This window comes from Mycolicibacterium duvalii (assembly GCF_010726645.1).
Lineage (GTDB): Bacteria > Actinomycetota > Actinomycetes > Mycobacteriales > Mycobacteriaceae > Mycobacterium > Mycobacterium duvalii.
On sequence record NZ_AP022563.1, the window covers coordinates 608769 to 625855 of the forward strand.

1 protein-coding gene and 1 pseudogene (1 of these 2 only partly in view) are annotated in these 17087 nt (G+C 67.9%); both read right to left on the reverse strand.

From position 1 onward, the window contains the following. A protein-coding gene (locus tag G6N31_RS02880; protein WP_170310805.1) for a non-ribosomal peptide synthase/polyketide synthase crosses the window boundary here: on the reverse strand, window positions 1–8078 show its beginning. It extends 14221 nt beyond the left edge of the window; only the first 8078 of its 22299 coding nucleotides appear in the window; its start codon is at window positions 8076–8078; the stop codon falls past the left edge of the window. Next, window positions 8078–17075: pseudogene (locus G6N31_RS27705) on the reverse strand (amino acid adenylation domain-containing protein). Before G6N31_RS27705 ends, G6N31_RS02880 begins: the two are co-directional and overlap by 1 nt. Between the last annotated feature and the right edge of the window lie 12 nt (window positions 17076–17087).

Below are 17087 nucleotides of genomic sequence, written 5' to 3' on the forward strand. Positions count from 1 at the left end.
AGCCCGGTGCCGGTGAACAGGTCAGCCGTCACTGAGGTGCTGATCGCGGCGACCGGGTGGGAATCCTCGACCATGAAATCGATCCGGGAGCGCGGGTGTGCCGGGTCGATGGGCACATAGGCGGCCCCGCTCTTCAGGACTCCGAGAATCGCGATCACCGCCTCGGCGCTCCGGTGCAACAGCAACGCCACGCAGGCCCCGGGCCGCGCACCGTGACCGGTCAACAGGTGTGCCAACCGATTCGAGGCCTCGTCGACTTCACGGTAGGTCCACGACCGGTTTCGGTCGGTCAGCGCCACGGCGGTGGGTGTGCGCTGAACCTGGGCAGCGAATGCATCCGGAATCGACACCGGTGATACAGGCTCTCCGAGGATCGGGCGGTTACCCCACACGTCGAGTCTTGCGGTTTCTGCGGCACCGACGGTGTCGAGCGACCAGATGCGCCGGCCAGGATCAGCAGCCATCAGCGCCGGCAACCGCTGCAACCGACCGATCAGGGCGTCGATGTCCGCGGTGTCGAACACGTCGGCGTCGTACTCGACTCGCAGACCGATCTCGTCGCCCGGCATCGCCTGCAGGGTGAGGGGATAGTGGTTGGTCTCCCGCGCTGCGATCCCCGAGATCGCCAGGTCTCCGCTCAGCGACATCGCGGATGAATCGACGGGGTGGTTCTCGAAAACGAACAAGGTGTCGAACAGCTGCTCGTGCCCACTGACACGATGGATTTCGGTGAGCGCGACGTGCTGGTGGTCCAGGGTGCGGTGGTGGCGGTCGCGCAACTGGTCGAGCAGCTCCGATGTGGTGGTGGCCGCGCCGAGCTGCGCGCGCACCGGAACGGTGTTGATCATCAGACCTACGGTGGCTTCGGCGCCGGGAATCTCGGTGGGTCGTCCCGAGACTGCCGTGCCGAAGACGACGTCTGCACGGCCCGTGAGCCATGTCAGGGCCTGCGCCCACGCCGCCTGCAGCACCGTGTTCACGGTGGTGTGATGTGAACGCGCCAGCACGCCGACGGCGTAAGTGGTCTGGTTGTCGAGCTGCGCCGATGTCGAGGCGCGCGGCCCGACACGGACCCGGTTCGGGGGAGCGACCAGCGTCGGGGCGTCCACACCGTCGAGCGCTTCCCGCCACGCGTCCAGTGCGCTGTCGAGATCGCGTCCGGCCAGCCACTCCACGAACCGGCGGAAGGATCCCGCCGGAGGCAACGGATGCGCGAGATAGCCGGCGAAGAACTCCCGCAGGAGAATCGGCAGAGACCAGCCGTCGAGCACGATGTGGTGATTGGTGATCACGACCCGGAAATGCTGAGGTGCGCGGCGGATCAGCGCCACCCGGAACGCCGGTCCGACGGAGAGGTTGCAGACCGCCTCGCGCTCACGTGCGCACAGTTCCTGGATCTGCTCCTCAGACTCCAGTTGCACGAAATGCCAAGGTACCTCGGGATCTTCGGGGATGATCTGCACGGGTGGTTCATGTTTGGTGCTGAAGCGGGCGGCGAGGTTGGGATGCCGAGCGATCGCCGTGCACACCGCGTCGCGCAACCTGTCAGGCTCCAACGGTCCCTCGATGGTGACATCGAGCTGCATCGCGTACAGGTCAGCCACCTCGCCGTCACCGTGCATCGTGACGCTGTGGAAGAGCAGACCGTGCTGCAACGGTGTCAACGGCAGGATGTCGGCGATGCGTTGGCGCTCGGATATCTCGTCGATCTGGTTCTGCGTCAGCAGCGCCGGGGCGATATCCGACGGTGTCAGACCACCCCCGCCGCGCGCGACGTGGGTGCTGATGCCGGCCAGAGCCTCGAAGAACAGTTGGCCGAGTCGACGAACCCGATGCTCGTCGAGAATCGAGGGCGCCCAGATCAAGGTGGTGTGCAACTCCGGTCCGGCGCCGATGTCGACGGTCGCCGCGCTGAGTTCGATGGTGTGGCCCAGTGGCATCGGCACGGCGGTCGCGGCTTCGGTGAGGGTGCCGCTGTCCACCACGGGCCGCCACAGTTCGTCCGACAGGCCGGTACCGGTGAGCCGGCCCAGATAGTTGAAGCCGATCGCGGGGTCCGGTCCGGACACAGCGCCGGTGGGGTGCAGGTAGCGCAGCAGTCCGTAGCTGACACCGTCGGGCAGGGCGCGCAGTCGTTCCTTGGCGTGCTTGAGGATCGGACCCAGTGTGACGTCACCGGCGGTGACCTGGGCCCAGCTCGGTCGGTCCACGCCCAGTGCGACCGGATATTTGGCGGTGAACCAGCCCACGGTCCGGGACAGGTCCACGCCGGGGAACAATTCCTCGTCGCGACCGTGACCCTCGACGTCGACGCGCAGCAATGTCCCGGCCGTCAGGTCGAAACACTCGGCGCAGGCCAGGCCGAAGGCGATCAGCATGATGTCGTTGATTCCGGCGTGAAACGCGGCGGGCACCCGGCCGAGCAATGGTCCCGTGGTGTCCGCGTTCAGCGTCGCGGTGTACCGGCCCGCACTGCGATAGGTGTCGCGTCCAGGGTCGGGCGGGGCGACCGCGGAACCGGCCGCCTCGACGTCTCGCCAGCCTTCGGCACAGTCGATGACCGGTGCTGACCGCGCATGGTCGGTCAGCAGCGATGCCCACCGCTTGAACGACGTCGCCGCGCCGCTCAGCCGGGTCTCCTGTCCGCTGCGGTGCTGACCCCACGCAAGATTCAGGTCCTCCAGAAGAATCCGCCAGGACACCGCGTCGACGGCCATGTGGTGCACGATCAATGCCAACTGCCCGGTGGTCTGTGCCCACACCGCCGCGAGAACGACGCCCGCCGTCGGATTCAACCTCGACCTCGCCCCGGCCACTGCCCGCTCGGAGAGCGCACCGACGACATCGAGGCAGTCATCGGCTGCCACCGAACCGCGTTCGGGTACTCGCAGCGACCGGGTCCCGTCGTCATCGACGCGCAGCCTCAGCATCGCGTGCCCGTCCAGCAGTGCCTGCAGCAGAACCACGACATCCGCGCGGGTGGTGCCGGCGGGTGCCTGCACGATCACCGTCTGATTGAACTCGTCGGTCGGGCCGTCGACGTGCCGCAACCACTCCATGATCGGGGTCGGCAGCACCTCACCGACACCGTCGTCGGCAGAGTCGATTGCCGGGCAGCAGAATTCGACGACGCGCGCCAGTCGGGCGACGGTCTGCTCGACGAAGATGTCGCGTGGTCGGCAGGTCAGTCCGGCGGCGCGGGCCTGGGCGACGACCTGCATGGACAGGATGCTGTCGCCGCCGAGGTCGAAGAAGGAGTCGTCGACGCTGACGCGGTCGCGGCCGAGGACGTGCGCGTAGATGCCGGCGAGGGTTTCCTCCGTGGGGTTGGTGGGGGCACGGTACGGGGTGACGGCGCCGGGTTCGGCCGTGGGTAGCGCGTGGATGTCGAGTTTGCCGTTGACGGTCAGCGGTAGCTGGTCGAGTTTGATGATCGCGGCGGGGATCATGTAGGCGGGCAGCCTGTCGGCCAGTGCTTCTCGTGCGGCGCCGGGGGCCGCTGTGCCGGTGAGGTAGGCGGTGAGTTGCTTGTGGCCGGGGGTGTCCTCGCGGGCGACGACGGCAGCATGGTCGACACCGGGCAGTGTGGCCAGTGCGGTGTGGATTTCGGCGAGTTCGATGCGGTGGCCGCGGATCTTGACTTGGTCGTCGGCGCGGCCGTGGTAGTGCAGTTGGCCGTCGGGGCGCCATGCTACGAGGTCGCCGGTGCGGTACATGCGGGTGCCTGGTGGGCCGTAGGGGGATGCCAGGAATCGGGTGGCGGTCAGGTCGGGTCGTCGGAGGTAGCCGGTGGCTACGCCGGGGCCGGCGACGTAGAGTTCGCCGAGCACTCCGGGGGGCACGGGGTGGAGGTGTTGGTCGAGGACGAACAGGGCCGAGGTGGGCACGGGTGTGCCGATGGGCGCGGGTCCGGATCCGGCGGTCAGGGGCGGGGTCATGGTGGCGTAGACGGTGGCCTCGGTGGGGCCGTAGGCGTTGATCAGTTTCCGGCCGGGGGCCCAGCGGTCGACGATTTCGGCGGGGCAGGCTTCCCCGCCGAGAAGTACGGTGACGGAGTCGAGTCGGTTTGGGTCCAAAGCGGTGATGGCCGAGGGGGTTTGGGTCAGGACGGTGACGTGTTCGTCGGTGAGGAGTTGGTGTAGTGCCGGCGGGTTGGCGGTGGTGTCTTCGCTGATGATGACCAGTTGGGCGCCGCCCAGGAGGGCGGCCCAGATTTCCCAGACCGAGAAATCGAAGGCGTAGGAATGGCATTGGGTCCATACCTGGTGGGCACCGAGTGTGGGTGGGGTGGAGTCCGCGATGTGGGCCAGGTTGGCATGGGTGACCGCCACCGCCTTGGGCGTGCCGGTCGTGCCCGAGGTGTAGATCACGTAGGCGATATCGTCGGACCGTGGTGGCGGCGGTGCGGTGGCGGGCTGGTCGGGGGCGGGGTCGTCGATGTCGAGGACGGTCGCGCTCATCCCGGTGAGGCGGTGCCGTTGTGCTGCAGCGGTCAGTACCACCACCGGAGGCGTGTCGGCGAGCATGAATCGGATGCGTTCATCGGGGAGGGCGGGGTCGACGGCCAGATAGGCTGCGCCGGACTTGAGGATGGCGAGCATGGCGGTCACCGCCGATGCGCTGCGCCCGCTCACCAGCGCCACATTCGTGCCCGGTCCGGCGCCGTGCCCGATCAGCCTGTGCGCCAGTCGGTTCGCGATGTTGTCGAGGTCGCGGTAGGTCAGTGCCTGGGCGCCGAAGCTGACCGCGATCGCCTCGGGGGTGCGGGCGGCCTGGGCGGTGAACAGGTCGGGAACCGAGGCAGTGGAGGGTGTGTGGCTGCGCAGCATCTCCTGGTTGCCCAGTGTTGCCAGTCGCCGGTGTTCGTCGGCGCCGAGAACATCCAGCGACGACAACCGTTGTCCGGCGTCGGTGACCATCGCGGTCAGCACTCGTTCGAAGCGGTCCACCAGGATCTGGACCGAGGACGCCTCGAAGACGTCGGTGCGGTATTCCACCGTGCCCACAATCCCTGCCGGTGCACCGGATTCGGTGCACCGCTCCGACATCGAGAACGACAGATCGGTTCGCGCGGAATGGGTCTGCACCGGTAGTGGCGTGACATGCAGATCACCCAGGGTGAAGGTCGAGGCGGGATCGTTGCTCTGCCAGGACAGCAGGATCTGGACGAGGGGATGCCGTGACAGCGAGCGGGTCGGATTGAGGTGTTCGACGAGGAGTTCGAAGGGTACGTCCTGGTTTTCGTAGGCGGCCAGGCTGCGTCGCCGGACCTGTTCGAGCACCTCGGCCATCGTCGGATCACCGGCCAGATCCACCCGCAGGACCAACGTGTTGACGAAGAAGCCGACCAGCTTCTCCAGGGCGGGATCGCTGCGCCCGGCGATCGGGAAGCCCACCGCCACATCCGAACTGGCGCTCAACTTCGACAGCAGCACCGCCAGCGCGGCCTGCACCACCATGAACGCCGTCGCGCCGTGACCGCGAGCCATCTGCCGGATCTGCTGCTGCAGCCCCGGCGGCCACGTCACCTCCACACTGGCCCCACGACCGTCAGCCACAGCCGGATAGGGCCGATCGGTCGGCAACGTCAGCTGTTCGGGCAGCCCGGCCAGCTGCTCCACCCAGTACGCCAGCTGCCCCGAGATCGCACTGTCGCTGTCCTGGAGATCGCCGAGCCGTTCCCGTTGCCACAACGTGTAGTCGACATACTGAACGGGCAACGCAGCCCAACCGGGGGCCTGCCCGGCACACCGGCTGGAGTAGGCGACGCCGAGATCATGCACCAGCGGAGCGACCGAGGAACCGTCCGCGGCGATATGGTGCACCACACCGACCAGAACGTGTTGCTCCTCGGTGAGTCGGAGCAACGTGGCCCGCAGCGGCGTCTCGGTGGCGAGATCGAAATTGTGACACGCCACCTGGTCGGCGGCGCGGCGGATGTCGGCATCCGACCACCCGGCGGCGTCGATGACCTCCCAGCCCCGATGCGGTCGCGCGGCAACGTCGATGACTTCCTGACGCGGCACACCGGCGGTGACCGGGAACAGGGTGCGCAGCGTTTCGTGGCGGGCCACGACGTCATCGAGCGCGGCGCCGAAAGCGTCCGGGTCGAGCTGTCCACGCAGCTGAAAGGCCACGGCCATGTTGTAGACCGGAGAGGGTCCCTGCAACTGGTCGATGACCCACATCCGCTTCTGCGCGAACGACAGCGGGATCACGGCGGGGCGGTCGAGCGGCACCAGGGGTTGTCGGCTGTCGGCCGCATCGACGAGCAGGGGTGCCAGCCGGGAAACGGTGGGCGAATCGAAAAGTGCGCGCACCGACAGATCGGCGTCGAATGCTCTGTTCACCGCCGCGACGAGGCGCATGGCCAGGATGCTGTCTCCGCCGAGATCGAAGAACGAATCATCCACCCCGACCCTGTCGACGTCGAGGAACTGAGCGAACAAGCCGGCCAGCGTCTCTTCGGCGGCCGTCGCGGGGGCCCGGTATGCCTCGCCGTCGACGAACTCGGGTGCGGGAAGAGCCCTGGTGTCGAGCTTGCCGTTGACCGTCAGCGGCAGGCTCTCGAGCACGACGATCGCGGCCGGCACCATGTACGGAGGCAATCGGTCCCCGAGACCCTCCCGGACGGAGATGGGATCTACTGCTCCGCAGCTGGATTCGGTGACATAACCGACGAGTCGTTTGACTCCGGGATTGTCCTCGCGGGCGACGACGACGGCATGCTCGACACCGTCGACGTCGGTGAGCGCCGCACGTACCTCCCCGAGTTCGATGCGGTACCCGCGGATCTTGACCTGCTCGTCGGTGCGGCCGAGGTAGTGCAGTTGCCCGTCGCTGTGCCAGCGCACGAGGTCGCCGGTGCGGTACATCCGGCCGCCGGTTCCGCCGAAGGGGCACGCCACGAACCGTGACGCCGTCAGGTCGGGTCGCCCCACGTATCCGACAGCGACACCGCGACCGGCCACGTAGAGCTCGCCGACCACCCCCGCAGGAACCGGGCGCATCCACCGGTCCAGCACGAAGAGCGCGGCGCCCGGAACGGGTGCGCCGATGGCGACGTCCACGCCGGGGTGCAGTGGTGCGCTGATCGTGGCGTAGACGGTGGTTTCCGTGGGCCCGTAGCCGTTGATCATCACGCGCCCCGGTGCCCACCGTCGCACCACCTCCGCCGGGCAGGCCTCCCCGGCGACCATCAGCGAAACCGCGTCGAGCCCGTCCGGCGAGAGCGCGGTCAGCGCGGTCGGGGTCTGGCTCAGCACGGTGACGTGCTCGCTGACCACCAGCGCGTGGAGCCGGTCCGGTGAGGCGGCCACGGCGGCCGGGACGACGACCAGGCGCCCGCCGTGCAACAGCGCACCCCAGATCTCCCACACGGAGTAGTCGAAGGCGTAGGAGTGGCATTGCGTCCACACCTGATCGGCGTTCATGTCCACGCCGACATCCATCGAGGCGAAGAGCCGCGTGACGTTGTGATGGGTGACGGCAACGCCCTTGGGCCTACCGGTGGTTCCGGACGTGTAGATGATATGAGCGATGTCGTCGGGCGCGGGCCCGGGCAGCGCGGAGGAGGGCCAAGCGGCGACCGTCGGATCGTCGGCGTCGACGACCGGAAGATCGCAGCCGGCGAAACGCGCGATGAGGTCGGCGGAGGCGATCGCGGCAACGGGCGCGGCGTCGGCCACCATGAACTCGATCCGCGACCGTGGGTGCGCGGGATCGATGGGCAGGTACGCCGCGCCGGTCTTGAGCACCGCCAGGATGGCGACGACGGCGCCCGCGGTGCGGTCGGCCAACAGCGCCACACACTCACCTGGCCGCGCACCGTGGGCGGCGATGCGGTGCGCCAGCCTATTGGACGCCTCGTCAAGCTCGCGGTAGGTCCAGGTCAGTTGCCCGTAGGTCAATGCGCAGGCGTCGGGCCTGGAGGTGACCTGATCGGCGAACAGTTCCGGTATGGAGACTCCGACCGCTGGCCGGGTCAGGATCTCCCGGTTGCCCCACTCGTCCAGGTCGGCGCGGTCGTCGTCGTCGAGGACGTCGATCGACAGTAATCGGCGCGTGGGGTCGGCCATCACGACTGTCCCGGCGCCGCGGTCATGGCGACGAGAATCCGCTTGAACCGCTTTTCCAGCGCCTCGATCCGCTCGGAATCGTAGACACCGGTGTCGAATTCGATGCGAAGGCCGAGTTCGTCGCCGGGCTGGGCGATCATCGCCAGCGGATAGTGGTTGAACTCGCGAGTCTTCACCTCGGTGACCGCGAGCTGTCCTGCGAACAATGCTGCGGCGTCGAGCGGGTAGTTCTCGTAGACGAAAATCGTGTCGAACAGCTGCCGGTGGCCGCTCACATGCTGGATCTTGGCCAGAGCCAGGTGTTGATGGTCGAGGGTGCGTTGGTGGGCGTCGTGCAGTTGCTCGAGAAGGCTCGCTATCGTGGTGTCGGCCGTCACGCGGGCACGCACCGGAACGGTGTTGATCAGCAGACCCACCATCGACTCTGCCTCGGGTATGTCGGTGGGCCGCCCCGAGACTGCGGTGCCGAACACCACGTCGTGCTGTCCGGTCAGCCACATCAGCGTCTGTGCCCAGGCGGCATGCAGAACCGTGCTGATGGTGGTGTGGCAGGCGCGGGCCAACTCGGCGAGTGCCTCGGTGGTCTCGGTGGCGACGGTGATGGAGCTGGTGCCGCGGGGGCCGAGGCCGACCCGCTCGGGTGGGCCGACGAGCGTTGGGGTGTCGAGGTCGGCGAGCACCTCACGCCAGGCGACGAGGGCAGCCGCGTCGTCGCGGTCGACGAGCCATTCGATGAAGCGGCGGTAGGAGGCGGCTGGGGGAAGGTTGTGTCCGTAGTAGTGGGCGAAGAGATCGCGTGCCAGGATGGGCATCGACCAGCCGTCGAGCACGATGTGGTGGTTGGTCAGCACCACCCGGTGCTCGTCCGGCGCGGTGCGGATCGCCGCGACCCGGAACGACGGCCCGTGCGCAGGGTCGCCCACCGCACCACGTTCGGCTGCGCACAGCTGCCGGATCCGGTCCTCCGCGGCGCATGGCTCGGCGGTCATGGTCTGGGTGGGCGCGTTCGGGCGGGCGGGGCCGGCGATGCGGGCGGAGAATCGGATCTTCGTGGGCTCAACCGAATTGGTGCTGATGTCGGCGAGGTCGACGTATTGGTAGGGCACCGTCGGATCGGCGGGGATGAGCTGCACGGGCTGGTCGAACTCCGAGCGGAACCGTGCTGCGAGGTTGGGGTGGCGGCGGGCCACCGCGTCGACGGCGTCGCGCAGCCGGTCCGGTTCGAGTGCACCTTTCACCGTGAGCTCGACCTGCATGACGTACACGTCGTCAGTGGTGGTTGCAGTCCGGGTGTGGAAGAGCAGTCCTTGTTGCAGTGGTGTGAGGGGCAGGATGTCGGAGGCGTCGTGGTCGTGGGTCAGAGCGTCGATCTGATGTTGGGTGAGGAGGGCGGGGGTGATGTCGGAGGGGGTGAGGCCGCCGCCGCCGTGGAGGACGTGCGCGGTGAGGCCTTGCAGCGCTTGGGTGAAGAGGTGCGCGAGGCGGCGGATTCGGCACCGGTCCAGGGCGCTGGGTGCCCACGTCCAGGTGGTGTGAAGTTGGGGCCCGGTGGTGGTGGTGACGGTGGCTGCGTTGAGCAGGAGGCTGTGGGCCAGCGGCGTGGGGGACGCGGCCGCGGCTTCGGTGAGGGTGGTGTGTGTCGGGCTGAGCCCCCAGAGGTCGTCGGGCAGGCCGGTGATGGGGGCGGGGATGTGGCCGAGGTAGTTGAAGGCCAGGGTGGGTTCGGCTTCGCTGATGGTGGTCTGGGGGTTGAGGTAGCGCAATAGGCCGTAGGTCAGGGCGGGGGGCAGAGCGCGGAGCTGTTCCTTGGCCTGTTTGACGATTCCGCCCAGTCGCGTCGCGCCGGTGATGACGTCGTCCCAGGGCAGCCGGTCGAGGGTGATCGTGACGGGATGTTTGCTGGTGAACCAGCCGACGGTCCGGGTCAGGTCGGTGTCGGGGAAGAGGTCGTCGTGGCGGCCATGGGTTTCGACGTCGATGCCGACGGTGGTGGTGTTGAACAGTTCGGTGCAGGCCAGGGCGTAGGCGATGAGCAGGATGTCGGTGATGCCGGTGTGGAACGCGGCTGGGACGTTGTTGAGCAGGTGCTGGGTCGTGTCGGTGTCGAGGGTCGCGGTGAGGGTGGCGGCGGTGGCGTAGGTGTCGGTGTGGGGGTGGGGCGCGGCCAGCGCCGGGGGAGTGACCAGGACGTCGCGCCAGGCCTGGGCGTGCTGGGTGGTTGTCGGTGAGATGGCGTGCTGAGCGAGGTGCGCCGCCCACGTGGCAAAGGAGGTCGGGGGGTGGGGCAGCGCGATCGGTGATCGGCGGCGGTGCTGGGTCCAGGCGGTGTTGAGGTCTTCGAGCAGGATGTGCCAGGACACGGCGTCGATGGCGAGATGATGGACGATCATCGCCATTTCGCCGGTCACGGCGGCCCACACCGCTCGCACGACGGTTCCGGTGGTGGGGTCGAGTTCGGCGCGTGCGGATGTGATTGCGGCTGCGGATAACTCGTCGACGGTGTACAGGCAGGTGCGGGCGCGGACGGTGCCGGGCTCGGGGATGGTGATGCGGGTGGCGTCGGGCGCCAGCGACAGGCGCAACATCGGGTGGTGGTCGAGTAGTGCCTGCAGCACGGTGATGGCGTCTTCCGCGGTGGCCTCGGCCGGGGCTTGGACGATCACGGTTTGACTGAACTGATTGGTGGGCCCGTCGAGCGCGTTCAGCCACGCCATGATCGGGGTCGGGGTGAAATCTCCGAGGCCTTCGTCGGCGGGGCCGGTGGGTGGCTGGGCGACGGTGACGGTGCGGGCCAGTCGGGCGACGGTCTGCTCGACGAAGATGTCGCGTGGTCGGCAGGTCAGTCCGGCGGCGCGGGCCTGGGCGACGACCTGCATGGACAGGATGCTGTCGCCGCCGAGGTCGAAGAAGGAGTCGTCGACGCTGACGCGGTCGCGGCCGAGGACCTGGGCGTAGATGCCGGCCAGGATCTCTTCGATCGCGTCGCCGGGCGCGCGGTAGTGCTGATCGAGGCGATTGTCGGCCGTGGGTAGCGCGTGGATGTCGAGTTTGCCGTTGACGGTCAGCGGTAGCTGGTCGAGTTTGATGATCGCGGCGGGGATCATGTAGGGGGGCAGCTTTCCGGCCAAGGTTTGTCGGATGGTGGCAGGGTCGGCCTGGCCGGTGAGGTAGGCGATCAGCCGGGGTCCGGAACCGTTCTCATCGACGATGACCGCGGCTTGGGTGATGCCGGGCAGTGTGGCCAGTGCGGTGTGGATTTCGGCGAGTTCGATGCGGTGGCCGCGGATCTTGACTTGGTCGTCGGCGCGGCCGTGGTAGTGCAGTTGGCCGTCGGGGCGCCATGCTACGAGGTCGCCGGTGCGGTACATGCGGGTGCCTGGTGGGCCGTAGGGGGATGCCAGGAATCGGGTGGCGGTCAGGTCGGGTCGTCGGAGGTAGCCGGTGGCTACGCCGGGGCCGGCGACGTAGAGTTCGCCGAGCACTCCGGCGGGGACGGGGTGGAGGTGTTGGTCGAGGACGAACAGGGCCGAGGTGGGCACGGGTGTGCCGATGGGCGCGGGTCCGGATCCGGCGGTCAGGGGCGGGGTCATGGTGGCGTAGACGGTGGCCTCGGTGGGGCCGTAGGCGTTGATCAGTTTCCGGCCGGGGGCCCAGCGGTCGACGATTTCGGCGGGGCAGGCTTCCCCGCCGAGAAGTACGGTGACGGAGTCGAGTCGGTTTGGGTCCAAAGCGGTGATGGCCGAGGGGGGTTTGGGTCAGGACGGTGACGTGTTCGTCGGTGAGGAGTTGGTGTAGTGCCGGCGGGTTGGCGGTGGTGTCTTCGCTGATGATGACCAGTTGGGCGCCGCCCAGGAGGGCGGCCCAGATTTCCCAGACCGAGAAATCGAAGGCGTAGGAATGGCATTGGGTCCATACCTGGTGGGCACCGAGTGTGGGTGGGGTGGAGTCCGCGATGTGGGCCAGGTTGGCATGGGTGACCGCCACCGCCTTGGGCGTGCCGGTCGTGCCCGAGGTGTAGATCACGTAGGCGATATCGTCGGGGCCGGCCACCGAGACCGCACAGGCAGGATGGTCTTCGCGCAGTACCCCGTCGACGTCGACGACCGTCAGGCCCGGGGCGGTCAGCCGGCAACGCAGATTCGACGTGGTGACAGCGACGACGGGCGCGAGATCGTCGAGCATGAACCGGACGCGTTCATCGGGGTGGGCTGGGTCGATCGGCAGATAGGCGGCGCCGGTCTTGAGTACCGCGAGCATCGCCACGATCGCCTCAGCACACCGGTCGAACAGCAACGCCACACAGCGACCGGGTCGCGCGCCGTGCCCGATCAGCCTGTGCGCCAGTCGGTTCGCGATGTTGTCGAGGTCGCGGTAGGTCAGTGCCTGGGCGCCGAAGCTGACCGCGATCGCCTCGGGGGTGCAGGCGGCCTGGGCGATGAACAGCTCGGGAACCGAAGCTGTGGAGGGTGTGTGGCTGCGCAGCATCTCCTGGTTGCCCAGTGTTGCCAGTCGCCGGTGTTCGTCGGCGCCGAGAACATCCAGCGACGACAACCGTTGGTCGGCGTCGGTGACCATCGCGGTCAGCACTCGTTCGAAGCGGTCCACCAGGATCTGGACCGAGGACGCCTCGAAGACGTCGGTGCGGTATTCCACCGTGCCCACAATCCCCGCCGGTGCACCGGATTCGGTGCACCGCTCCGACATCGAGAACGAGAGATCCATCCGCGCGGCGCGGGTCTGCACCGGCAGCGGGGTCACCGGGAGTGCACCCAGACGCAGCCCCGCAATGGGGTCACCGGAAAGCCCCGGGACGTTCTGCCAGGACATCGCCACCTGTACCAGCGGATGATGACTCAGCGAGCGGGTCGGATTGAGGTGTTCGACGAGGAGTTCGAAGGGCACGTCCTGGTTCTCGTAGGCGGCCAGGCTGCGTCGCCGGACCTGTTCGAGCACCTCGGCCATCGTCGGATCACCGGCCAGATCGACCCGCAGGACCAACGTGTTGACGAAGAAGCCGACCAGCTTCTCCAGGGCGGGATCGCTGCGCCCGGCGATCGGGAAGCCCACCGCCACATCCGAACTGGCACTCAACTTCGACAGCAGCACCGCCAGCGCGGCCTGCACCACCATGAACGCCGTCGCGCCGTGACCGCGAGCCATCTGCCGGATCTGCTGCTGCAGCCCCGGCGGCCACGTCACCTCCACACTGGCCCCACGACCGTCAGCCACAGCCGGATAGGGCCGATCGGTGGGCAACGCCACCCGCGCGGACATTCCGGCCAGTGCCTCTCGCCAGTGCGCCAACTGGGCGGCAATCGGACTGGACTCGTCAGTGAGGTCTCCGAAGTTCTCTCGCTGCCAGAGCGTGTAATCGACGTACTGCACCGGCAGCTCCGCCCACCCGGGCGGCGCACCGGCGCACCGCGCGGCATAAGCCACACTCATGTCAGCGAGCAGCGGCGCAATCGACCATCCATCCGCAGCGACATGATGGACTACCCCCACCAACACATGCTCGGTAGCGCTGAGCCCGAGCACCGACGCGCGGACCGGTAACTCACGATCCAGACGGAAGGTGTGGCGGGCCGCCGCTTCGATCGCCGCAGTCACGCGCTCTTCCGACCATGCGGAAGCGTCGACGACATCGAGGTCGGGTTGTGCGCACTCTGCGGGCACCACCACCTGTCGTGCCATCCCGTCGATCTCAGGCAGTAGTGTGCGCAGCGACTCGTGACGAACCACCACGTCAGCCATTGCTGCACGCAGTGCCGCCACGTCCAGAGGCCCCTGCACCCGCACCGCGAAGGGGATGTTGTACACCGGTGACGGGCCCTGCAACTGATCGACGAACCACAATCGGGACTGCGCGTACGACAAAGGCACCACGGGCGGGCGTGCGACTCGGGCCAACGGTGCGCGACCGTTGCCGCCGCCGCCGATGCGCGGGGCGAGCGTGGCAACCGTCGATGCGTCGAACAGGTCGTGGACCGCCAGCGCGGAATCCAGCGAGTCGTTGATCGCGGTGATCAACCGCATCGCCAAGATGCTGTCGCCGCCCAGATCGAAGAACGAGTCGTCGACTCCGACCCGCGCCACTCCCAGCACCTCGGCGAAAATGCCTGTCAGGATCTCTTCTACGGCAGTGGCAGGGGCACGGTAGGAGCCGCCGTCCGAATATTCCGGAGCGGGCAGCGCTCGGCTGTCGAGCTTGCCGTTGACCGTCAGCGGCAGGCTCTCGAGCACGACGATCGCGGCCGGCACCATGTACGACGGCAACCGATCCGCCAGCCGGGCTCGTACCTGGGCGGGATCGACAGTCCCGGTGAGGTATCCGACCAGTCGCTTGTCGCCGGCGCGGTCCTCCCGAGCAATGACGATCGCCTGCTCGACGCCGTCCTGTTCGGCGAGTACGGACTGGATCTCCCCGAGCTCGATTCGGAAACCACGGATCTTGACCTGGTGATCGCCGCGGCCCAGGTACTCCAACTGCCCGTCGGCGCGCCAGCGGACCAGATCTCCGGTCCGATACATCCGCTGACCGGGCGGCCCGAACGGACACGGTAGGAACCGCGAGGCGGTCAGACCCGGGCGGCGTACATACCCGACCCCGACACCCCGGCCCGCGACGTACAACTCACCGACCACGCCCACCGGCACCGGACGCAGCCACCCGTCGAGGACGAACAGCGCCGCGCCCGGCACCGGCGCACCGATCGGCGGATTCCCCGAACCCGGCGTCAACGGTTTGCTCGCCGTGGCGAAGATCGTGGTCTCCGTGGGACCGTAGACGTTGATCAAGACGTTTCCGGCTGCCCACCGGTCGACGACCTCGGTCGGACACGCCTCGCCGCCGACCAACACCGAAACCGAGTGCAGCCCCTCCGGACGCAGCGCTCCCAACGACGACGGCGTCTGGGCGAGCATCGTGACCCGTTGCTCGAGCAGCAGCGTATGCAGATCCTGTGGCGAACGCGCAACTGCTTCGGGAACCACCACCAGCCGTCCGCCGTGCAGCAGGGCACCCCAGATCTCCCACACGGAGAAGTCGAAGGCGTACGAGAAGATCTGCGTCCATACCTGTGGCGCTGACAGGTCGATGCCGACGTCGATCGAGGCATAGAGTCGGGTGACGTTATGATGCGTGACAGCAACACCTTTCGGTGCTCCTGTGGTCCCCGAGGTGTAGATGATGTGGGCCACGTCATCGGGAGCGGGGGGTGGCACCGCGGTGCTGGGCCGGCACTCGATTGCCGGGTCGTCGACATCGATGACGGGCAGGCGCGAGCCGGAGAACCGATGGGCCAGCGCCGCGGTGGTGACGGCGGCGATCGGGGTGGAGTCGCCGACCATGAACTCGATCCGCGATTGCGGGTGCGCCGGGTCGATGGGTAGGTAGGCGGCCCCCGTTTTGAGGATCCCGAGGATTGCCGGCACGGCCTGGGGCGAGCGTTCCAGCAGCAGCGCCACACACGCACCGGGACCGGCGCCGTAGCCGATCAGCATGTTTGCGAACCGATTCGAGGCCGCGTCGAGTTCACGGTAGGTCCACGACCGGCCGTCGCCGGTCACCGCGGTGGCCGTGGGCGTCCGCTCGACCTGAGCCGTGAACGCGTCCGGGATCGAAAGGTGCGTCGACGCGGGTGCGGTGAGGATCGCGCGGTTACTCCAGAGGTCCAAAGCGGGGTCCCGGACCCCGCCGGGCGGGTCGATCGCGGAAAGGCGCCTGCCGGGATCGGCCGTCATCGCGACCATCAACCGCTGTAGCCGCAGCGCCAGGTCCGGGACATCCAGGGTCGCCAGGGCATGTCCGGTGCCGGCCGTGCTGAGGAACAGGTCGTCGCCGGTTGCGGAAAAGAACATTCCGAACCCGGCTACCTGGCCCGAGGTGGTGTAGGACGCGGACCCCGACAGGCCACCGAAATCGAGCGTGAAGACCGACGGGATGAAATTCACGTCGACCCTGTCGGTGAGGAGGCCGGGGCTATGGGGGTTGGCCTTGCGCTCCAGCTCCTTGACGGGAAAGCGCTGATGGTGCAATGCCTCTCGGATCCGGGTGTGGACCAGCGCGCAGAAGTCGGTCACCGAGGTGCTCGGTGATACCGGGAGCACCAGCGGCACCACCCCGGACATCATGGCGGGCAGGGTCTTCGACTGCGGGGACACTCGTCTACTGACGGGGAAGTCAAGCACTACCTCAGAGCCCGCGCCCGACCAACCGCGTATCAGCAGGGCGCAGGCGGCGGTGATGATCGAGGACCGCGGCATGTCCCAGACCTGCGCCAGCTGGTGGACTCCGCGGAGTACCCGGGGGTCGAGTCGAGTAGGCGCGGACGGACGGGGATCCTGCGGGTCGCCTGCGGACGACGGCCTGTGTTCGGCACCGTGATCGCATGGCAGGTGACCGGTCCAGTAGGCGCGGTCCTCCACGTAGTCCGGTGACGACTCATAGTCGGCCTCGGAGTCGATGAGATCCTGCAGCGATCCGAAGAAGGCGGGGGGAATCGGAGATCCGGCGACCACGGCCGAATACACGGCAGCGATTCGATGGCCGGCCAACGCGAGGCCGAATCCGTCGGCGATGATGTGGTGGCAGCAGGAGAACCAATAGAACTCCGCGGGTCCGGTCTTGAACAACGCAAAGGCGAACAGCGGACCGGTGAGCGGCATCGGCGTGCTCTGGATCGACGACGCGATGGCGAACGCTTCCCCTGCAGGGTCCGGCGCGGAACTGAGGTCGTGGTAGGCGAGGTTCACCGGGGGGTCAGCGACGGCCTTCTGCGCGAGGTGGCCGTTGTCCGCGAAGAACGAGGCTCGGAGCGGCTCGGCTTCCTTGATGACCCGGCGAATCGCCCATTCGAGGGGACCCCGTTGAACCGGTCCGTCGATCTTGACGAACAACCCCAGTTGCCACCTCGTGCCGAAACGGCCCGTCGCCTGCGCGAGCCAGATGTCGAGTTGTCCGGGGGTGAGCGGAAAGGTCCGGTCGTCGTTGGCCATCTGGTGTCCTCG